The sequence below is a fragment of the Subtercola vilae genome, assembly GCF_004923255.1.
In the GTDB taxonomy this organism is placed as follows: domain Bacteria; phylum Actinomycetota; class Actinomycetes; order Actinomycetales; family Microbacteriaceae; genus Subtercola; species Subtercola vilae.
In genome coordinates this window covers 1-20,261 of record NZ_QYRT01000051.1, presented here as the reverse complement: position 1 = coordinate 20,261, position 20,261 = coordinate 1, and the positions used below count along the sequence as shown (strand labels likewise).

Annotated in this window: 19 protein-coding genes and 3 pseudogenes; 13 read left to right on the top strand and 9 right to left on the bottom strand. The window is 60.7% G+C overall.

From position 1 onward, the window contains the following. Positions 1 to 160, top strand: a pseudogene (locus D4765_RS17160) (IS256 family transposase); the annotation flags it as partial. Between the two features lie 123 nt (positions 161 to 283). Then, positions 284 to 520: a hypothetical protein gene (locus D4765_RS17155; RefSeq protein ID WP_136643533.1), complete on the top strand. Its 237-nt coding sequence runs from the start codon at positions 284 to 286 to the stop codon at positions 518 to 520. Between the two features lie 658 nt (positions 521 to 1,178). Here the strand turns inward: D4765_RS17155 and D4765_RS17150 are convergent. Together D4765_RS17150 and D4765_RS17145 are read right to left on the bottom strand one after the other, a co-directional pair. Beyond that, entirely contained in the window at positions 1,179 to 1,433 is a 255-nt protein-coding gene (locus D4765_RS17150) for a type II toxin-antitoxin system RelE family toxin (protein WP_338054648.1), read from the bottom strand. Positions 1,434 to 1,438: 5 nt separating this feature from the next. Then, the gene (locus D4765_RS17145) at positions 1,439 to 1,714 is read right to left on the bottom strand and encodes a type II toxin-antitoxin system Phd/YefM family antitoxin (RefSeq protein ID WP_136643531.1); all 276 of its coding nucleotides are present in this window, start codon (positions 1,712 to 1,714) and stop codon (positions 1,439 to 1,441) included. Positions 1,715 to 1,927: 213 nt separating this feature from the next. Between D4765_RS17145 and D4765_RS17140 the strand changes: the two genes are divergently transcribed. The 4 genes and pseudogenes from D4765_RS17140 (at position 1,928) to D4765_RS17125 (ending at position 4,925) form a co-directional block, all read left to right on the top strand. Beyond that, on the top strand, positions 1,928 to 2,371 hold the full coding sequence (locus D4765_RS17140) for a GNAT family N-acetyltransferase (protein ID WP_237280528.1): 444 nt from the start codon (positions 1,928 to 1,930) through the stop codon (positions 2,369 to 2,371). A 148-nt stretch (positions 2,372 to 2,519) separates the two neighbouring features. Then, positions 2,520 to 3,530 (top strand): annotated as a pseudogene (locus tag D4765_RS17135) (IS30 family transposase); the annotation flags it as partial. Positions 3,531 to 3,750: 220 nt separating this feature from the next. Then, complete coding sequence (locus D4765_RS20220) at positions 3,751 to 4,071, top strand: helix-turn-helix domain-containing protein (protein WP_161580481.1); 321 nt, start codon at positions 3,751 to 3,753, stop codon at positions 4,069 to 4,071. Beyond that, positions 4,038 to 4,925 (top strand): IS3 family transposase, encoded by an 888-nt coding sequence (locus D4765_RS17125; RefSeq protein ID WP_136643529.1) that lies wholly within the window; start codon positions 4,038 to 4,040, stop codon positions 4,923 to 4,925. Before D4765_RS20220 ends, D4765_RS17125 begins: the two co-directional genes overlap by 34 nt. A 212-nt stretch (positions 4,926 to 5,137) precedes the next feature. On the opposite strand, the gene D4765_RS17120 is transcribed toward D4765_RS17125, so the two are convergent. Next, on the bottom strand, positions 5,138 to 5,455 hold the full coding sequence (locus D4765_RS17120) for a hypothetical protein (protein ID WP_136643528.1): 318 nt from the start codon (positions 5,453 to 5,455) through the stop codon (positions 5,138 to 5,140). A 501-nt stretch (positions 5,456 to 5,956) separates the two neighbouring features. On the opposite strand from D4765_RS17120, the gene D4765_RS17115 reads away from it, so the two are divergent. Next, positions 5,957 to 7,405 (top strand): MGDG synthase family glycosyltransferase, encoded by a 1,449-nt coding sequence (locus D4765_RS17115; RefSeq protein WP_136643527.1) that lies wholly within the window; start codon positions 5,957 to 5,959, stop codon positions 7,403 to 7,405. Positions 7,406 to 7,892: 487 nt separating this feature from the next. Here D4765_RS17115 and D4765_RS17110 read toward each other — a convergent pair whose 3' ends face one another. Continuing rightward, positions 7,893 to 9,254 (bottom strand): FRG domain-containing protein, encoded by a 1,362-nt coding sequence (locus tag D4765_RS17110; protein ID WP_161580480.1) that lies wholly within the window; start codon positions 9,252 to 9,254, stop codon positions 7,893 to 7,895. Positions 9,255 to 9,660: 406 nt separating this feature from the next. On the opposite strand from D4765_RS17110, the gene D4765_RS17105 reads away from it, so the two are divergent. The 3 genes from D4765_RS17105 (at position 9,661) to D4765_RS17095 (ending at position 11,423) form a co-directional block, all read left to right on the top strand. Next, positions 9,661 to 10,275, top strand: a complete 615-nt coding sequence (locus tag D4765_RS17105) for a transposase (RefSeq protein WP_136643525.1) — start codon at positions 9,661 to 9,663, stop codon at positions 10,273 to 10,275. Between the two features lie 363 nt (positions 10,276 to 10,638). Further along, positions 10,639 to 11,013, top strand: coding sequence for a DUF488 domain-containing protein (locus tag D4765_RS17100; RefSeq protein ID WP_136643524.1), 375 nt, complete (start codon positions 10,639 to 10,641; stop codon positions 11,011 to 11,013). Positions 11,014 to 11,090: 77 nt separating this feature from the next. Continuing rightward, the gene (locus D4765_RS17095) at positions 11,091 to 11,423 is read left to right on the top strand and encodes a cupin domain-containing protein (protein ID WP_136643523.1); all 333 of its coding nucleotides are present in this window, start codon (positions 11,091 to 11,093) and stop codon (positions 11,421 to 11,423) included. Positions 11,424 to 11,434: 11 nt separating this feature from the next. On the opposite strand, the gene D4765_RS17090 is transcribed toward D4765_RS17095, so the two are convergent. The 4 genes from D4765_RS17090 to D4765_RS17075 form a co-directional block, all read right to left on the bottom strand. Continuing rightward, on the bottom strand, positions 11,435 to 12,586 hold the full coding sequence (locus D4765_RS17090; protein ID WP_136643522.1) for a tellurite resistance/C4-dicarboxylate transporter family protein: 1,152 nt from the start codon (positions 12,584 to 12,586) through the stop codon (positions 11,435 to 11,437). Then, positions 12,481 to 14,244: a molybdopterin-dependent oxidoreductase gene (locus tag D4765_RS17085; protein ID WP_201799367.1), complete on the bottom strand. Its 1,764-nt coding sequence runs from the start codon at positions 14,242 to 14,244 to the stop codon at positions 12,481 to 12,483. Before D4765_RS17085 ends, D4765_RS17090 begins: the two co-directional genes overlap by 106 nt. A 367-nt stretch (positions 14,245 to 14,611) precedes the next feature. Next, positions 14,612 to 14,899: an ATP-binding protein gene (locus tag D4765_RS17080; protein ID WP_237280434.1), complete on the bottom strand. Its 288-nt coding sequence runs from the start codon at positions 14,897 to 14,899 to the stop codon at positions 14,612 to 14,614. Positions 14,900 to 15,360: 461 nt separating this feature from the next. Then, a complete protein-coding gene (locus D4765_RS17075) occupies positions 15,361 to 15,714 on the bottom strand; it encodes a DsrE family protein (RefSeq protein ID WP_136643521.1) in 354 nt (117 codons plus the stop codon). A gap of 329 nt (positions 15,715 to 16,043) precedes the next feature. On the opposite strand from D4765_RS17075, the gene D4765_RS17070 reads away from it, so the two are divergent. The 3 genes from D4765_RS17070 to D4765_RS19295 all read left to right on the top strand — a co-directional run bounded on the left by D4765_RS17070 (position 16,044) and on the right by D4765_RS19295 (position 19,781). Next, complete coding sequence (locus D4765_RS17070) at positions 16,044 to 16,835, top strand: hypothetical protein (RefSeq protein WP_237280523.1); 792 nt, start codon at positions 16,044 to 16,046, stop codon at positions 16,833 to 16,835. Between the two features lie 178 nt (positions 16,836 to 17,013). After that, on the top strand, positions 17,014 to 17,835 hold the full coding sequence (locus tag D4765_RS17065; protein ID WP_136643520.1) for a S26 family signal peptidase: 822 nt from the start codon (positions 17,014 to 17,016) through the stop codon (positions 17,833 to 17,835). Continuing rightward, positions 17,832 to 19,781, top strand: coding sequence for a LamG-like jellyroll fold domain-containing protein (locus D4765_RS19295; RefSeq protein ID WP_161580478.1), 1,950 nt, complete (start codon positions 17,832 to 17,834; stop codon positions 19,779 to 19,781). Before D4765_RS17065 ends, D4765_RS19295 begins: the two co-directional genes overlap by 4 nt. 226 nt (positions 19,782 to 20,007) lie before the next feature. Here the strand turns inward: D4765_RS19295 and D4765_RS17050 are convergent. Then, a pseudogene (locus D4765_RS17050) lies at positions 20,008 to 20,261 on the bottom strand (hypothetical protein); the annotation flags it as partial.

Here is a 20,261-nt window from a genome sequence, read left to right as displayed (position 1 = left end):
GCGGCTAGCCGGAGCCGTTCTGGTCGAGCAGCACGACGAGTGGGAAGCTGGCGACCGCCGCTACTTCTCCGAATCGTCGATGCTCGAGCTGAAGACCATGAACGACCCGACCACCGCGATCGAGGAGTTGACAACACTGCCCGAACTCATCGCCGCCTAAGCTTCAACCACTGACCTCAACCGGCAAAGCGAAAGCACACCACTCGAGGGGACGTCACCGAGCATTATCGGCGGCTTACGTAATCAAGCTGGTTCTCAACCACGATCAGTACCCGCTTTTCCAGTGGGTGACGGATGGCTTGCCGCTCGCGGCATCGCCTCGTTGATTTCTAACATCGCGTACGACAGCGGCTATCTACAGCGTGCGCTGGATAGCACGCCAGTCGTCTGGATCAACTTCGACAGGATTTCACCTCACATCGCCCGATGGGTGCCATTTGCCGGCGGACGTCGAGAGAGCGTAGACCGGCTCATCGCGCTGCTGCAGCTAACAAGCATGGAACGCCAGGTGAGCGACTGACTGCCATGAATCGAGGACCTTGTTCGCGCCGACTCCACCGCGGTCGCGGGCCGCTTTGGTGCGGAGTTTCGCGGGCCAAGGTTGGACTGCGCCCCGCCAGCGGTCCCGATGGCAGTATCGACCCCTCTCCTTAATTCCAAAGTCATCATGCCAACCCATGGCTGGCAACGACCTCTTGCAGAAGGGCGCCCCGATCGGAGGCGTCCCCAGACCACTCCGATTGCTTCGCAATTTGTTCTTGCAGACGATCCAGCCGATCGCGCACTCTTCGCACTTTCGACGCCTTCCCGCATTTGGGCCACCAATTCAGTCACATCGACTCGCGGCGCGCGTCAAGAAGGCACGTCGGTGACGGCGGGTTGCCCCTAGACCTTGACGTGGGCGGTATCGGAATCGAGGCGGGACATCTACTGGCCGAGGCTGACTGGAGGGCTGATAGGTGGCGCAGCGGAGGCTTCGCGATCAAAGCCAACCTGCCGAAAGCGCTCATTTCGGATCTGCTTTGACCCGTCCCTCGCTCGGCTCTACCGCCTGCCCTGCGAACGACGATGCTTGATCCCTCGGCGGCGTTCCGCGGCGAAATCGAGGTCGGGAGCACTGAGGCGCCCCACAAGAGGTTCCCCGTGTGAACTCTGCCCCGGCCTGGAACCTGATCCCGCTAGCGTGATTCGTATATCTCGCGACGATGGCCGACTCTGAGAACGAGGACTATCAGTTGGTCGTCGCGAATTTCGTAGATGATGCGGTAGTCGCCTGTTCGCACGCGCCATTCGCCCGCTCCACCGACGAGCTGAATCGCTTTGGGCGGTCGTGGATTCGTTGACAGGAGTTCGATCGCTGCTTGGATTCTGCGTCGGACTTGTGGGTCGAACTTATGCAGTTGTCGTTCTGCGACGGGCGCGATTGTGACCATGTAGGTCATACGAGGCCAAGATCCGCTTTCACTTGCTCCCACGGTGTCGGTTCTTTTTGCGTGCGACGCATTTCTTCGCGGGATTCCTCCGCTGCACGAATATCCGCCATATCTTCAGCTAGTTCCATCAAGTGCTCGAGGTCGTCCGCGTCGATGACAGCGGCAACGCGGCGTCCCCGGCGGGACAAGAACACGGGTTCATGGTCATTTTGGGCGCGGTTGATAATCGAGGCGAGTTGATCGCGTGCGTCTGAAATGCTGAGCGGGGCTGCGGTAGACATAATTCAAGTGTACGTATAAATCGCTTGCTGTACAAAAACTTTGCTTTATGTACATAAAACGCCCGCAGCAGGTTCGCTTTACGGGCAGTCTTCGAAGTCGTGCGCCAGACTGAAATTCGGGACAGCGGGTTACTATTCGGGGTGCTAAGTTTCGAGACCGACCGACTTTTCCTTCGACACTGGGAGGATACGGATGCCGACTTCGTGTTCGACATGTACTCGCGTTGGGACGTGCAGAGTTTCATCGGCCGCGTTCCGAGAGTCATGGAAAGCAGATCCGAGTCGGCTGCGCTAATCGAACGGTTGAGGAGCCAAGAGCATCCTGTTCATGGGTTTTGGGCAGTCGGTCGCAAAGACACGGACGGGTTGGTAGGCACCATCCTCCTGAAGTCGATCCCCGCTTCAGGAAAGACGAGCCCTCTGCAACCATCTGGTGATATCGAAATCGGCTGGCATTTTCACCCGGACTTTTGGGGTGTCGGCTACGCCTCCGAGGCAGCCGCGGTTGTACTCGATCACGCCTTCACGTGCGGGCTGAACAAGGTCGTTGCTGTTACTTCCCCAGAAAACTACACATCTCAGAAGGTTTGCACGCGAATCGGGCTGACCCACCGGAGGGAGGGGGGCAACAACGCTGTACTACAACGAAACTTGTGAACTATTTGTCGGAACTCCGTAAGTCGCTGCGGGCCGCCCGCCTACCGTTCCCCTTACGGGCGATCTGGATCGGCGTACTGTCTCGTAACTTTAATGTGGCGAATTCAGGTGGTGAGTGCAACGCCCTGAGTTTCGTGGGGTGTTGTCGATGGGCAGGCCGTGGTCACCGTTGAGTGTTCGTTTGTCGTTCTGGAAGGGGATGGACGCGGGGTTGCCGACGTCTGTCGCTGCGCGGTCTGCGGGTGTGTCGCGGGCGACTGCGTATCGGTGGCTCGGCGAAGATCGGCAGGTGCTGCCATCTCCTCTTCAGAATTCCGTTGTCGCTCGTGCCGGGTCGTTGTCGTTGCGGGAGCGGGAAGAGATCGGTTTCCAGCGCGCCCGCGGTCAGGGGGTGCGGCAGATCGCGGCTGTGCTTGGCCGTGCGCCGTCGACGATCAGCCGTGAGGTGGCCAGGAACCGTGTCTATGACCGGTACGTGCCCTCGTTCGCTCACGAGCAGACGTGGGCGCGGACTCGCCGGCCGAGAGCCCGGAAGTTGGACGGGTTAGCGTTACGGGAGCAGGTGATATCGATGCTCACCGAACGGTTCAGCCCGGAACAGGTCGCGGGCCGGTTGCGGCTGGAGCATCCAGAGAATCCGGAGATGCAGGTGTCCCACGAAACGATCTATCAGGCGCTGTACGTTCAGGGCCGCGGTTCATTGCGGCTGGAAGTCGCTACTGCTTTAAGATCTGGGCGCGCCAGGTGCCGCCTGCAGAAACCAGACGGCCCACGGCAGGGCCGACTTCCGGGCATGGTCATGATCTCCGACCGCCCGCCCGAGGTCGAAGACCGCGCTGTTCCAGGTCATTGGGAAGGTGATCTCATCATCGGTTCAACGTCCACGAGATCCGCGATCGGAACTCTGGTCGAACGGACCAGCGGGTTCGTGATGCTGCTGCATCTACCCGGGGATCACACCGCCGCGACCGTCTCCGCCGCGATGATCGAGGCCATGAACACCCTCCCGGAACAGCTCCGCCGGTCCGTGACCTGGGACCAGGGACGCGAAATGGCCAAACACCAAGAGATCACGATGGCGACAGGAATGCCAATCTATTTCTGCGACCCGCACTCGCCCTGGCAACGGGGTAGCAACGAGAACACCAACGGACTCCTGGAGTGGTCCCCGATAGTTGGACACCGATTTTAGGGTTCCTTCTTCAGGGAGTATTCAGATGTACTCGAAAAGCACGTTGAGTCACTCCGATGCTGTTTCGGCTGTCGAGTTGTTCGAGCAGGGGTTCACCGCGAAGTCCGTGGCCGTGTCTCTTGACCTTGCCCGGTCTCCTGTCCAAATGTTGTACCAGTGATGGCAGATACGAGGCTCGGGAGCGTTGGTGACGAGAGACCGCAAACAGTACGATTTCGAGACGAAGCTTGAAATCGTGCGCCGCCATGTCAGGGGTGAGTCCGGGAGAGCTCTTTGCGAAGAATATGGTCTCCCATCGCCTGGCACTGTCGCGAATTGGACCAGCATCTTCCGGCGCGACGGGGAAGATGGGCTGCGTCCTAAGCCGCGTGGCAGACCACCGACCACTCGAGAGGGTTCCCCTCCAGAAAGCGAAATCGAGACGTTACGCCGGGACAACGAACGGCTTCGCGCGGAGGTCGCCTATTTGGGAAAATTGCGGGCCTTGAGGTCACCGGAACGACGCTGAAAGTTCGAGCTGTCGAAGATCTCAAGGCGCATCACCCGTTACCGCTGTTGCTGCAGCTCGCGGGCCTTCCCCGGTCGACGTTCTACGATCACCAGCGCCGGCTCAACCGCAGCGACACCCGCGCCGGTATCAAGGAAGCTATCCGTGGCGCATTCGAGGAGGCGAAGAGTGCTTACGGGCACCGGCGTATCCTTGCCGTTCTGCTCCGACAAGGGTGGATGGTGTCCAAGAAGACGGTTCTCAAACTGATGCGTGAGCTCGGGTTGCGCTGCCCGGTGCGGCGGCGCAAACGGTACAACTCGTTCCGAGGTGAGGTTGGGGAGGCGTCCGACAATGTTCTGAACCGTCAATTCGCCACAGAGTTTCGGCACACGAAGTGGGTCACGGACGTGACCGAGTTCAATGTCGGCACGTCGAAGGTTTACCTTTCACCGGTCCTGGATCTTCATGACAACCGGGTCATCGCTTCGACGGCCGGGCCCTCGCCGAGCGTGAAAATGGTCACCGACAGCCTCCGCATGGCAATCGAGACTCTTACCCCGGATGAGAAACCTCTCGTTCACTCCGACCAGGGATTTCAGTACCGTCACACCCTCTGGCGGGACACGTTGACCACGGCGGGGCTTACTCAGTCGATGTCACGGAAGGGCACGTGTCTGGACAACGCCGTGATGGAAGGGTTCTTCAGCCACCTCAAGGAGGAATGGTTCCGCATCCAAAAACCCTCAACCCTCGACGAGTTCCACACAGGGCTGAATGACTACCTGCGCTGGTGGAACACAACCCGAATTCAACAGCGCCTCGGGTACCTCAGCCCCGACGAGTACCGCGCCCAAACAACCGCCACCACGTAGAGTTCCATTACCAAGCCCAACATTCGGGGACCACTCCACTGCTGCGCGAATACTTCCCCAAGGGCACACCACTCGCTTCGTACTCTCAGTGCCACCTCAACCGCATCGCCGAGCAGCTGAACCAACGCCCCCGAAAGCGCTACGACTATGCCACCCCGCAAGAGAGACTCAACGAACTAACCGGTGCGCTGACCACTTGAACCCGCCGTCGGTTATTTTACGAATTCACAAGCTGCCCCCCACTCGGTAAGGAAACCGGTCCAACCGGCGACTTCGAGGAGCAGTTCTGGCAGGTCTATTCGCGGTAGTCGTTGCTGAATGGCGGTACTGAGATCGGTCAGGCTGACCGGGACGTCAAGCCTGTCGAGAGTGGTAAGCACGGGCCGGTCCCGCCCATCGACCACCTCGATGCGAACGGCAGCGTTGTCGGGGAGGCGCTCCGCGACGGCACGGTAGGCGGTATCCAGATCAAGGATGAGGGCACTCAGCTCGGCATGCGGGTCAAGGTCATGCCCGAAGCTTTGGGCCACCCCGGGCCGGGCCACCTCCCACGCTGGGCCTGATAACAATTTTGACCGCGGATCTCCGCACCGGTCGCTGTGGGCGGCGTAGATGTCGCGGCGTCGGAGAGCTTCTCGTAGTCGTTCGAGCACGAGGGAGGTGTAGGCGCGGCGGTCGAGGAGCCCCGCGCTGTCTCGAACGCGCGGCAGCCAAGCCCCGATAGCAAGATCCAATGGCACCTCTTCGGCCCGGACGGCGTGTCGACCCTCGAGCGTGCGCAGTGCGGTGAACGCGGCCAGGGCATCACGTCCGCCGGGTGCTGCTTCAAGGTCCAGCGTGCTGAGGAGCGCGGGGAGGAACCGCCTGACCGAGGTGTACCTGGGGCCGGCTCACGAAACGGAAGAAATAACACGGCGGATTTATGCCGAATCGTGAGCTGACCCCTAGTTGCACGCTGGAAGGTGCGAACTCGAGCAAGGCGGTTGGGTCTCGATGAATCATGGACGAGTGCGGCCCGCTACCATCGCTTAATGAAGAGACCCTCAGCACAGGCACCCGGCGGCGACGGCGAAGAGCGCGTCCTGATCCTCTCTGCGGGGGTTGGGGCGGGGCATAACAGCGCCGCGGCGGCGGTTCAGCGGGCGTGCGCCGCGCGCTCCGACGTCGGTGATGTACTGGTGTTGGACGTTCTGAAGACGAGCAGCGCGCTGTATCGCGATGTTCTGGGCAAGGGCTATTTCGTTCTGGTCGAGGAAGTGCCGTGGCTGGTCGAATGGGGTTACGACGCCAGTGATTCACCGTTCCGGCGTCGCGGGCCGATCGACCCCTGGACGCGCGCGAACGCCTTTCCCGTCGTCGCCGCGATCAAACGGTTCCGGCCGACCGCGATCATCTGCACCCATTTCCTGCCCGCGCAACTCGTGGCGGGGCTGATTCTTCGCGGAGCCATCGACGCCAGAACCGCAGTGGTCACGACCGACTACGACTTCCAGGGCTTGTGGCTCACCAGTGCGTTCCACGCGCTGTTTGTGGCGCGGGAGGAGGGGCGGGTGGAAGTGACCGCGCTCGGTCTGCCTCCCGACCGGGTCGCGGCCCCGGGAATCCCCATAGCTGAACAGTCGAACCTTGAAAGCCTGCGAAGCGACTCCGAGCCCCCGAAGTTGCTGATCTCTGCGGGTGCGACGGGCGGTGACTACGCCGTCGCGGTCGTGCGGCAGACGCTGCACATGCGCTCCCCGTTCACGGCTACGGTGGTGTGTGGTCGCAACGACGCGCTTCGGCAGCGCGTCGAGGGCTTGGTGGCTTCCGCCGGTGACCGCTACCGTGTGCTGGGCTTCACGGCGGAGATGCCGCAGTTGCTCGCCGGGTCCGACCTGTTCATTGGCAAGCCAGGCGGTCTGTCGGCGTCGGAGTGCATGGCGGCCGGTCTGCCCATGGTGCTGGTGAATCCCATCCCGGGGCAGGAAGTACGCAATGGCGACTACCTGATGGAGCAGGGCGCAGCGGTTCGCTGCAACACGGCAGCCACGATCGGCTGGAAGATCGACGAGGTGTTGCGAGAACCGGGCCGACTGCAGCAGATGCAGGCGGCCGCGCGCAGAACCGGCCGGCCGCACGCCGCGGCAGACGTGCTCTCCGGCCTGCTCGACGGTCCGTCACGCCCATTGGTCGTGACTCGCGCAGCGCAGAAGACGATCTTCGCCGCGAGTGAGAAACGCCTTGTCGCAACGGATCTCGAGGGGCCCGGCAGGCTCGTGCGCCTGAGCGATTCGGCATCGGGTAGCACGGTCGCGCTGCTGCGGGCTGACGAACTCGGCGACCTGCAGAGACGGTATGAGGCTCCGGATGGGGGACTGGTGCTGCGACGCGACCTCGCACCCGTCTCATTCCGGTGGGATGCCCGCCGGTTGCTTCGGGCCGTGTTGTGCGGCGACGATGCGCTGTCCGTCCGAGTCGAGGAGATCGCCCGCCCCGGATGACCGGCCGGGTATGAGGTGGCCGGGATCAGTCGGGTCCGCCATCCAAAGCGTCCCTGTCGCCCAGGGATGCCGCAGCAGCTCGCAACGGCCGCGCTTCGGCCCAGCTGGTCGGGCTGTGCTGGGCCGTGATGAGGGCCCATTCGCCCGCGCGGGGAGACCATCTCCGCGTCACTGGGGGGCGTTTGAGAAAAAGGAGCTTGGCCTACGTTTAGGTCTTCGCCATTATGTCTGTGGTGTCTTGTTCGGTGAACGGTCGGCGGTCTGAATGGGGTGGATGGTTCAGATGCCTGAAATTGTGCGGCGGTTCAGGGTGGCCGCTGCTTCGTGATGACTCGCGGAGCCAGCCACTGCCGATGATGCCGGATGCGGGCAGTTGCAGAGAACCGCACCGCTCGTACTACGCAATTGACCATCAAACAACGTCGTTCCGCTAGAACGTAGCCGCTTCCCGTAGTTCAAGGTCCCTTTTCTCAAACGACCCGAATAACTAGTTGGCGACCGCGACGGGCCGGTAGAGCGCGGGGTTGCGAAGGTGGCTAATCAGTCCGGCGTGGTCAGGGAACAGGGATTTTTCGGAGAGCCCTTTGTTTTCTAGGTATGTGCGGATTGCGGGTTTCACTGCGGCCGCGATCCGAAAGGTGAACATCGGTACGATGCGATCCGGGTTGTGCTGTGCACGTTTGTTGTGTTCGGAGGGAAACCCGACAATTCGGGTAGCTTCGGCGATTTCGTTGTCTTTCCAGTCTTCGTTGAAACGAACAGTGAATTGACTCCGCATTCTTGGGTCGATGATCGGTTCGGCATCAAATAGAAAGGCAGCGCGCTGAGCCCTCATCCGCTCATTCCGTGCCGGAGGGTTCCACCACTGCAGGATCGTTCCCGTGCCCCAGTTATTTCGCTGGCGCGCGTCCCTATCAGTCCAGTCATGCCAGAACGCATCCCCTCGCGCCAAGGGAATCTCGGTCGGTGTTTCGATCAGCTTGCCTCGCTTCGGCGCAGCCGATCGACCCCATGAAAACAATCGCGCGTCGCGATTGTCGTTCTTAGCCGATTCTTGGACAGCAAACCACACAGCAGTCTCAGGATCTAGAGAAACATCGATGAGACGGGTAGGCACAGACTGGTGTTGCAGTTCTGCTAGGAAATTGAGCGCCCCGAAGGGTATTGGTTGTCCCCAAACCGTGGCAGTCTGCACCTGGGACAGTTCCACTGCCATCATTTGTTCCTCGCCAACCTCATTGCCCCCGTCGCGCAGTAATCGGGTGAGGGAGCTATCCACAGGCCAATCGGCGTTTTGTTGCCCCCGCCAGAGCAGTTTCAGATCGTTGTTCTTTTCTTGCGTAACAGCGAGAGCCTTCAGCAATTCTGGTACCGAACGAATCTCGACCTCGAACTTCGCAAAGAAATCAGACGGCGTCCGGTGTTCGCGCGGCTGAGGTGTCAGAGCCGGCCGAGAAAGCGCCCCAACCAAACTGCTGATATCTGGCGCAGCCATTGCCGCCATTACTAGAGAACTCGGGAACCAGTCGGATGTTTGAGCCGCGATCGCCGCTAATAACGGCGCTGACGTCTGGGCACTCAACACCGCCAACGCACCCGCGAACGGGTTCGTCATTTGACCCGCCAGTGCCGCGATCAACGGCCTCATCGATTCCTGTTGGGCCGCGGAGATATTTGCGAACGTGCCGGCCGGTGGGCTGCCGACGAATGTTTCCTTCTCGTCTAGTAAACCCTGACCTCGAACGGCCTTATTGCCCTTTTTGGTCTCTGGAGGAGATTGAACCTCCGGTCGCGCGGGTATCGGTTTGCTCGTATCAGAAGAACCCGTGTCACCCGATTTACTTGCCATGAAAGTGAGCATAAAGCGGAAAGCGCTACGGGCTGAACTGCGCCCGCTGGCACTCTGCCGATTTAGGTGAGCCGGATTTGCTGTGCAGAGGACTTTTAGCCATGTCTACTCATGTGAGACCCACCTCGGAAATGTAAGCCGAAGCCACCTGGGCCATCGTACGGGTGTGGACGGGATGAGTCGAGGTGGACAAATGATTGCGGCGTAGAGCCTCGGGTCGACGAAGGTCTTCGAATCTAGCTGTGAACCCACGATGCGCATGCGCACAGGAGCGCTGCCATCTGTGCAGACAACTTCTGAAAACGACATAAACCCGGGCATTTCTGGCGCTTCGAATCCCGGTCGTCGTTGTCTCGTTGAGTGATCCCGTTCTGCGCTGCGAGTACTCCTCGTCGGCCGACGCGCGATGGACACACGTCGAACTGCTGACCGCAATGCCCTGACGGCTCTGCTTCGCAGCTTTGACCTCGGCATCGACGCTCGAAAAGCTGTCACCGATGCGCAAATCCGCGCGATCGCTGCCTGGCGTACCCGCAGCACCGATGACACTGCGGACGCCACGATCCGTGACGAAGCACGCCAACTCGCAACGTCCGTGCTGGACTTGGGTCGCCAGCTCAGAACCAACCGTGCCGGGCTGTCGAAACACGTCGAGGAACTCGCCCCCGGACTGCTCGAGGTATTCGGGCTTGGCCCGGTCACCGCCGCAGCGATTCTGGCGGCCTACTCACACAAAGGTCGAGTGCATTCCGAGGCAGCGTTCGCAGCTCTTGCCGGCGCGGCGCCGATACCCGCGTCCAGCGGCAACACGGTCAGGTATCGATTAAACCGGCACGGCGACCGCCAGCTCAACCAAGCCCTCGACGTGATTGCCAAGATTCGTAGCGTCCACGATGCCCAGACCCGCGACTACATCGAACGCCGTATGGCGCAAGGAAAGAGCCACCGAGAGATCCGCCGCTGCCTCAAGCGTTACATAGCCCGCCAAATGTTCCGCCGCCTGAACAGCATCATGACTTGACAGAAAAGATAGAAGGGTCCGACGTTAGGAGCTGTTTGGGCCTGTAAATCGTAGAGAGTTTGGGCCGTTTTCTGAGGAATACTTGGCCGTATCGCATGGGTGTGTGCGGGTGCGGTGTGATTTCGTACCGGCGCGGAGATGGTTTTCCCCTGCATACTGAAGCTATGGCTGGAGCGGTTGTTCTAGATGCCTTTTCCGTACTGTTGGGGCGTGTTCCGTTGTCGCGCTCCTGGGTCGGATGATGATGGTTGATTCGGTTGGTGGGGGTGGGCTTTTGGGCTGGTCAGACCACGCCGTTTGGCGTGGATTCGATGACGGGGTGCGGAGGCGCTCGATGGTTTTGTCCTTAGCGCGGGTAGCCCGGTGAGCTCTGAGGTTCAGCATCGTGTGCGGGTTGGTCGTGCGTACGACGCTCGGGTGCGGGGCGATGGGGTTCGGGTGCTGGTTGATCGGTTGTGGCCTCGGGGGCTCAGTAAGGGGGCAGCTGACTTCGATGAGTGGCAGAAGGCTGTCGCGCCGTCGACGGCGTTGCGGCAGTGGTACGGGCATGACCCGGTCTTGTTTGAGGAGTTTTCTGCTCGTTATCGGGTGGAGCTTGAGGATCCTGATCGGGCGCGGATTCTGTCTCATTTGCGGGCGCTTGCCCGGCACGGAAATGTGACGGTGCTCACGGCGTCGAAGGCTGCTGATATCAGCGAGGCCGCCGTCTTAGTCGGGATCCTGCGGGCCCCGGTTTAGCCGGTGTCATCTGAGACGGGTGTTGCTGGCCACCTTGGTGCAGCCGCGAAGAAAACAATTGAGGATGGAGTGTTCTGATGCAGAAGATGTCGTTGGTTGCTTTGGGTCGTCATCATTTGGCGCAGGCTGAGCGGGCATCCAGTGGGCGGAGCGCGGAGACCGTGTTCGGCGGTCATGAACACCAGTTGCGGCAGACCCTGATCGCGCTTCGTGCGGGAGAGTCGCTATCGGAGCATGAGAACCCTGGGGAGGCGACCTTGCAGGTGCTCGTTGGCCGGGTGCTGTTGCGGTCAAAAACGGCGGAGTGGAATGGGTCGCCCGGAGATCTTTTGACGATCCCGGATGCTCCACACGCCTTGGACGCGGTCGAGGACAGCGTTTTCCTGTTGACGGTCGTGAAGATCCTGTAGTCGCTGTGAGATTAGCGGAGCAGTTCCGTGGGCGTCGATCCTCGGTGTTTGTGGGCTCGGGTCGCGCGGATCGCTGCGTGGCTGGCTGATGCTGTGACCGCGGCCCAGACGAGGGTGGCGATGGCTGTTCCGATCTGTCCGGTAATGATCATGTAGCTGATACCGGTGCTGTTGCCAAAGGTGATGCTCGCGGCGGAGTACATGCCGAGCGGGAACACGATGCTCCAGAGGGCGGTTTCATAGCGGAGCGGAACGTGGTGGAGGCCGTGGCGCCAGATGCCGAAGAGGATCAGGAATGGTATCCACCAGGTGCCCACTGCCCAGAGAATGTAGCTGATACCGGTGATCGTGTCACCGGTGATGGTGAGTACGGGGAGGGTGTGGGGTAGTTGGTGGAGGTGGGCGGCTGCGAGGACGGTGATCGCGGTGGCGCCCATGAGGATCCAGTATGTCGGTGAGAACGTGGCTGGGTCGCTTCGGTTGGTGAGGAGCCGGTAGACGATCAGGGTGGTGATGATCAGATACAAGACCACCCCGACGCCCCACAGTCCTACCGCCATTCCGGCGAGAGTGCCGTCGGGGTGTCTTGCCGCGGTGAGGGTAACGGTGAGGGCTTGGGTTCCGACGACCCAGAGCAGCCACGACCCGTCAACCGGCCATGCTTGGCCTGGTCGCGGTCGGAGGTAGAGCCCGGTGGGGATGCCGTAGGTGAGGGCCAGCCACACAGGAACGCTGAGCGCACCGAGTGCCGTGGCCGGCCATATCAACCCTGCTGAGGCGAGGCGTGCGGCGATGACGTCGAGGGCGGCGACGATCGTGAAGAACCCGAACGACCGCCCAGGGTCGCGCAGATCCGCCATGACGAGGTGCCGGTTGTAGCAAAGCCTGGTTACGCTGAGCGCCGTCAGGAGCAGCAGGCCGGCCAGAGCGATGATGAGGAGTGCGATGGATGCGGCGGTCTGACCGGTGAGGGAGAGGGCGGTCGAGAGAATGCCGGTGGCCATCACGAAGGAAAACGAGCTGGGTGGGAGCTGGCACGCGATGTTCCGCCACGTTGTCAGATGGATTGGCTGTATCCGAAGAACTCGTGGTCGTTGTTGTACCCGCCGAGGCCGCCTCCGACGTCGGAGAAGTGTTCGACGAACTCGACGCCTTTGATCCATTTGACCATTTTGAATCCGAGTTCGATTTCGTTCCTTAGTCGTAGGGGGGCGCCGTGGCCGAAGTCGAGGGTCTCATCGTTCATGTCGTAGGCGAGCATTGTGAGGTGGTGACTCATTTGCTCGATGGGTTGCGCGTCGTAGTAGAGGCCGCCGTCGGGGCCGAGGGCGTGTGAGTAGAAGATCACCCATTTCGCCTCCGGTGTCGGCTGCACCAGATCCATCAGGGTTCGCATCGACACCCCACCCCATTTCGCAACGCCTGACCAGCCTTGGATACAGAAATGTTGGGTGATCTGTTCATGATGCGTCAGCGCCCGCAGCTGGGTGAGGTTCAGTTCCACGGGGTTCTTCACGAGCCCGTTGACGCGGAGGGTGTAGTCGCGGAAGTCGTCTGCTTGCAGGGCAAGGTACGCGGCACCGGCTGGGTAGTTGCCGTTGTGCCAGAAGTACGGCGAGATGTCTTTCTCGGTGTACTGACCCGGTTTAGCGTCAATATGTTCGAAGAGGCGTTGCGCGGGCCCGATCAGGGCGTACCCGACGCGTTGCACGACGCGGGGATGGCGGTACGTGAACGGGGTCGCCGCCACCCACACGGCGATAAGGATTAGCAGCGAGAGGGCGAAGATAACAAATCCCCACCAGGACTGGTCATCGCGGCCGGCGAACATGTGATTGAGGTTCTGCAACGCACCGGTGGTGAGCACGAGGGTGACATGCACGATGATGAACAGCACGAACCAGCACAGCACCATGAAGTGCAGGGAGCGGGCGAACTGGATACTGAACACCGAACTGATCCGCCGGAACCTCGTTGACAGCGCCGGCGACATGCCAAGACCAGTGATCAGGGCCAGCGGGGCTGCAATGAACACGGTGATGAAGTAGGCGAGGAGTTGCAGGCCGTTGTAGTTCGTCCAGCCCGATTCCAACGGCCAGTCCAGAGATAGGTATTGGATGGTGACGGAGAGCGCGTTCGGGATCACGTCCCAGTGCAAAGGTACGAGGCGTAACCATTGCCCGGTCGTGAAGATGAGGACGTAGAACACGATCCCATTAACCAGCCACAACATGTCGATGCTGAGGTGCCACCATCGTGCCAGCCCGATGGAGTGGCGCCTACCGGGAAGGCCGACACCGTTCGGGAGGGTGATGGAGTCCTGCTTGGCTGTGTACAACGCGTCAGTCGGGACGGGTTTCTGGATCCGGAACCAGTCTTTACCGGGAGTGGAGTTCCGAGTCCAGTACAGGCGGGGGTGATCGGCGAGGATCGTGAGACCTGACCGGATGATGAACAGCATGAAGAACAGGTTCAGGAAATGCTGCCACTGCAGCCACGCGGGGAACCCGACCGGTGTTCCTGCTGGCAGTTCCGAGAGACCCGGATACTGGCTGATGAACGCTTGCACCCCGGCCGTTTCCCGGAGCCCTTTCGCGATCGCGATCAAGGCGATGAACACTACCAAACCGATCGGGATCAGCCAGAGAAGATTGAACCACTTCGATTGCCCGACACGGATTCGGGGTGCGACACCGAACTGCGGTGCAACACCGCCCGCCCAGTCATCCCCGACACCATGATGATGCTGGGAGTCGAGTTCCGTCCGGAAACTCGGGAACTGACCTCGAGTGCCGGCCGGGTCTGGGACCATCTCAGTCATGCCGGGGATCCCATCCGCTCGGTCACACAGTGGCCCAGGACTCGAAGAGCTGAGCAGGAACTGAGACCACCATTAATTGCTTTATCAGTATTACTCGACTCATGCCCTAGGCCTAACAAGCCAAGTTTACCAGGCAGCGGCAGGGCTGGCCCAGGGGAACTGACGTGATGCGTCTGATGGTAGCGAAGGCGTAATGCGTGGACCGGAAAACCCTCGCGCGAAGGTACAGACGGCAGCACACCACCCCCACGCCTCAACAGTCAACTCTGGATCATGAACGACCGTCCACGAGACACCTTGGTCATCACGACGCCGAATCGGCGTGTTGTGTGAGTCGCAGCGGTAAGTGGCGTGATTTGCGCATCGTTTAGTGGCCAATGAGCAGGGCTTCTCGGGCGGCGTCTACGACCTCGGGTGTGAGTGCAACGAGGTTGTTTAGCGCCTGGATTCGTTCGATTTGAGTGGCCAGCCGGTCGACGAGGCGGAAGTTGCCGCCGGTGATCCGGACGATGGTAGCGATTGCTGTGGCGTGACCGATTCCGCCGTCCGTTGCCGTGTCGCTGGCGGGAAGCCGGCTGGTTAGGACGGCGGTGAGTTCGTCTGGGGTGAGGGGCCGGTATTCGTGGGCGAAGAACGGGGGTGGTGTTGACCTCACCAACTCTTTAACTGTACCCCTGAGGTACCTGGCAGTACATAGGTCTCGGACACGGGCAATGGAACACAACACGCCGATTCGGCGTCTTGATGACCAAGGTGTCTCGTGGACGGTCGTTCCTGCGACGTCTCGTACCGTTGCATGACAGTAGGGCGAAGATTGTCGCCGCTCAGCCCTGTCGTGTGGGTCTGATCGTTAGGTCGCCGATCTCGACGTCGTCGGGGCCCGCCGCTTACTCACCATCGTGGTGGACGGCTTGCGACCCCGACCCACGGGCTGAGTGCACAGACACGAGCTGGTTCACATGTCGGCGCCAGAAGCTAAGCGACTATCGGTCGCAGCCTGACTGGCCCTCACGCAGCCGGGCCACAATGCGCTGCGATATCGACGCCACTTACCGCTGCGATCCACACCCTTGTTCGAAAACGATCGTTAACGGTCCGGACCGGTCCGGTTCCCGTTTAGAAGCTGATGACGGTCGCGCCCTCTCGCGTGAAACGCAGGAACTCATCACGCGCGACGGTCAGCGTGATTCCCCGTTGCGAGAGGCTCTTATCGACCCCGGCGGCCTGTGCAGCGTTGATACACGCACCAACCCGAATGCCGTCGGCCACCAGTTCGTCGATCTGACGGTTGAACTGCACATCGGCGTCACTCGCTAACAGGGACAGATGTTTTTGAGCCGGGCCGAAGATGAACACCTCTACCCCGACGCGATGCGTTACGGCGACCTCGGCCACTCGTTGGGGCACCCGAGTGCCGAGTGTCAGTGAGTCGTCATCATCATGGAAAACATAAAAGACCGTGTTCTTCATGCCTTAGTCCCTTTCCAACGAGCGGCTACCAGTCGCTTCCAGAATAGCCGCGTCGTAGCCATGAACCAGAAACGACCGGAATCCGACGCCGAAGTCCCTGCCGTCGGCAGGTTGGGGGCGTTTGAGAAGAAGGAGCTTGGCCTACGGGAGGTCAAGCTCCGCATTCTCAAACGCCCCCTGTTTAAGCCTTACCGCCAATGGCCGTCCCGCTACTGGTCAGACCCCGGCTTGAGGAGACCCATGGGGCGAGGCTTTCGGGAGAGGACTGCCTGCGAACAAAGAGTGATCGGTCTGCGAACAAAGAAAGATCGTTGAGCTTATGTGCATCAGTGGCTGAACTTGCCCCCCAAAGTGGGTTATTGGTTATGCGTTCGTTCAGCTTTATGATTGAAGCGCTTGCCGATTTGAGTAGATATCCATTGGGTGCTGCGGGCAACGCTCTTAGCTTCTTATCCTTGGGGGATCTCTTGTCAGCTCACGGTTCTGTACCGAATAATAAGCGGCGTCGTCTCGCCCCGGTGGCGTTAGCGGCGGGTGTTCTTGGTGCGGTGGTTCTTTCTCTCAGCTTGACGGGGACGATGTCTGGTTTTGTTGCGAGTATCACGAACTCGAACAACACCGCTGCGACGGGTGCGCTTGTTATGCAGGAACAAAACGCTGGTGCGACGGTCACGTGTTTGAGCACGGATGGTGGCACTGTTTCGTCGAACGCTTCGACGTGTTCGACGATCAACAAGTTCGGTGGTAGCACCACGATGACGCCGGGTAACACGGTCACGACTCCGATCACGATCAAGAACATCGGCTCTGTCGCGGCGACCACGTTCACGCTGACACCTGGGGCGACCTGCACGCAGACGAACTCCGGCACACAAAACGGTACGGCTGCTGATCTGTGCGCGAAACTGAATGTCGTCATCACGTCTGGTGCCACGACTGTATTCAGCGGAACAGCTGCCTCTTTGGCTGGCGCCTTACCGGCCGCGTTCACGATGCCGGCCGCACCCGCGGCCGGGGTCACCGTCCCGTTCTCGTTCGCGGTCACGCTCGCAAGCACAGCGGGTAACAGCTACCAGGGGTTGCAGGCGTCGCTTCCGCTGACCTGGACCTTCGGCAGCTAGAACGCTCTGTCACGTGTGGTGGTATCGCGGGCAGCCTGTTGCGATCAGGTTGCCCGCGATACCGCTTTTATCAGCTCATACGGAACGGATCTCTGACGTCGTGCCAGTGACTTTCGCCCGGATAAGAACTAAGGGAAATCACTCCGGCCCGAAACGGTGGCTACCCGCCCGCGAACCGATGTCGCGCCCCGGAAGAATCGTTGTCACCGGCGCGGCAACCCTTATCGCAGCGTTGCTGATCGGGATGGTCGTTTTCTTCTTCACCGGCGGCCGGTGGTTCATCGTGCAAACCCCCTCCATGGGGCAAACAGCACCGGTAGGTACCCTCATCCTCACAACCCCCGCGCCCGCGGTAGGCGTGGCTGTTGGTGACATCATTACCTTCCGGCCACCAACCTCTCCCACCGAAATCTACACGCACCGCGTGATCAGCATCACAGACGGGAACATCAAAACCCAAGGTGACATCAACGGCGCTGTGGATCCCTGGGTTCTTCACCCCGGCGACATCATCGGTATAGCAGCAGTGGTCCTGCCAACCATCGGATGGGCTGTCCGGGCACTCCCGATCCTCGCCATTGGGACGGTGCTGGTCTGGCTGATCTCCGGCCTCTTCCGGTCAGCGACCTCACGTTCCGCCCTCCGCGTAGCAGGCGTATCACTTGTCGCCGCGACCGCCGCATACATCCTCCGCCCGCTCATCGGGATTGTGCTGCTCAGCACAAACGCCGATACCACCGGCGCACACGCAACGGTCGTATCCACCGGGATTCTCCCCATCCGGGTGCAAGCCGCCGGCGGCAACCACGCCGATCTCGTGACCGGCCAAGTCGGCACCCTCGACGTACCAACCCTGATCCAAAACAGCCAATACCACCTCTCATCCGCACTGAACCTCTCCCTACCCGGCTGGATGATCCTCGGCATCGTGTGCGTCCTACCGCTGCTCTGGTGCCTGATCATCGGGCTACCCTCCGACCCCGACAGACCCAGCCCATGACCGTGAAAGAGCACAAGAAGCGTCGCCTCGTATGGTTCACACCGACCGCGGGTATCAGGGCTGTACCCTTTTTGGCCCTGGCCCTGGCCCTGGCACTTGCGCTTTTCGGTCTGACGACCAGCGCAACATCGGGCGGGTTCACCGCCCGGATCGGGAACTCCACCGACACGGCTGCGACGGCACCATATTTCACGTGCACGGCCGCGGTGCTCGCTGACAGCAGCAGCGCCCTGTTCGCGTACAAATTGAACGAAGCAGCGACGACGACAACGAACTCCGCGCCCGCAGCGATCTACGAAGCCGAAAACGCTGCTCTGTCCGGTGGTGCAGCGTCAACGACGAACCACAACAACTACAGCGGAACAGGGTTCGTCGGTGGCTATACCGATAACAACAAAGGCACAGCGAAGACCACTTTCACGGTCAACGCGAACGTCTCGGCCACATATTCTTTGACCCTGAGGTACTCGAACGCCACGGGTGCGAGTAAGACTCTCAGCCTCAAAATCGATTCCGGAACAACACAGCAGATCACGTTGCCTGCGACGGCAAGCTGGGACTCGTGGGCAACCTCCACGATTACCGCGTCGTGGCCGGCCGGCACGTCACACGTTGTTTCCTACGCCTACGGAACCAACGACACCGCCAACGTGAACCTCGATTATCTGTACGTGTCCTCGGGTGATACCAGCGTCGACTCGTTCATAGGCACCACCGGCACGCTGTTGCAAAACCATACAGGAGAAACCGGCGCGACCTGGGCGAAACGGAGCGTGCTCGGCGCTACCGACGACGCTGTCCTCACCCCGGCTGGACGCATCAGGAAAGCCAACGCGAGCTACGCCGCGCTGTACACCACCACTGCGGTCCCGACCAGCGCTAACTACACCGTCAGCGCGGCCATCGAAGACCTCTCCAGCGTCACCAACGACATGGCCGGAGTCGTGGGACGCTTCGACGCCACTAACGCGAATGGTACGTTCTATGTCGCCCGATACGACGCACTAAACGCAGTATTCATCCTCGCCCGCTACGTGAATGGGACCTACACCAGCCTCGGAACCTCACCCGCAGCACCGTTTGTGACAGGAACAGTTCGTATCTCCCTCGACATGAATGGAAGCACGATACGACTGCTCACAAACAACACACAACGCGTATCTGTCACCGACACCACAATCACCGGCGCCGGCGCAGCCGGCGTCGCATTCGGCTTCCAATACACCGCTGCTGGGGCCCAGTCGACTGCCATCACCGACACCACAGGCCTCCACCTGGATAACTTCATCTCAACCCAGGACGGCACCACCACCACCGCAGCAACAACTGTCACAACCGATTTCTCAGGCAACAGCGGGGCAGGAACGTACCAAGGCTCGATGACATCCGGCCCGACCCCCACCGCGTCCGGTTGTCCCCGCGATCCCGGGGGCGCCTACAACCTCGACGGCACCACCAGCTACGTGAGTACCCCGATCCAGATCACGAATCCGCAAATATTCACCGTTGAAGTATGGTTCAAAACCACCGTCGGCAGCGGAAAGCTCATCGGCTTCGGTAACGCACAAACCGGATCATCGGGGCAATATGACCGACACATTTTCGTCGCGACGACCGGGCAACTCATCTTCGGCACATACAACGGCACGAACCACGTAATCACTTCACCCTCCGCGTACACCGACGGCCAATGGCACCAAGCGGTAGCAACCCTCTCCGGCGCGGGAATGGCACTGTATGTTGACGGCAAAATCGTCGCCACCGATCCCGCTACCACAACCGCCGAGAACCATGCCGGCTACTGGCGGATCGGCTACGACAACCTCAACGGGTGGGCATCTACCGGCACCAACTACTACTTCACCGGAAGCATGCGCTTCGCCGCCGTCTACACAACCGCACTCACAGCAACCCAAATCAGCACCCACTACGCAGCAGGCCAATAAGCCCCACGACCCCGGTGGTCACGCAACTGAGAACGCCGCACCACACAGAACGTCAGACCAAGCCAGTAACAAGGGTCTGACCAGTACCGGAGCGGTGGTTGACGCTCAGGACCTTTCCGGGAGCCGACACCGTCGTCGGGTTCACCGGATCAATGATCTGGCCTTCATTGAAGGCCCGGTACTCCTGAAGCTGTCCTAGACCGACAAGTAGCGGCTGGACCATTGGCTAGAGGGAGTTGTTGTTCGTGGCAGGTGTTTCTTGGTCGGTGCTCATGCCCAGGTAGCGGTAGGTGGTGGCGCGGCTGGCGCTGATGATCTTTCCGATATCGGCGGGTTTTAGGCCTTGGGCTTTCGGGTCTGTACGATTTTCGGTGTAACTCCTGACAAGGAGGAACATGATGACCGATGTATTGAGTGACGTGGTGGAGGACGAAGCCGTGGCGACGGTGAAGCAGAATGGCGTGGTCGACGGGCGGTTGG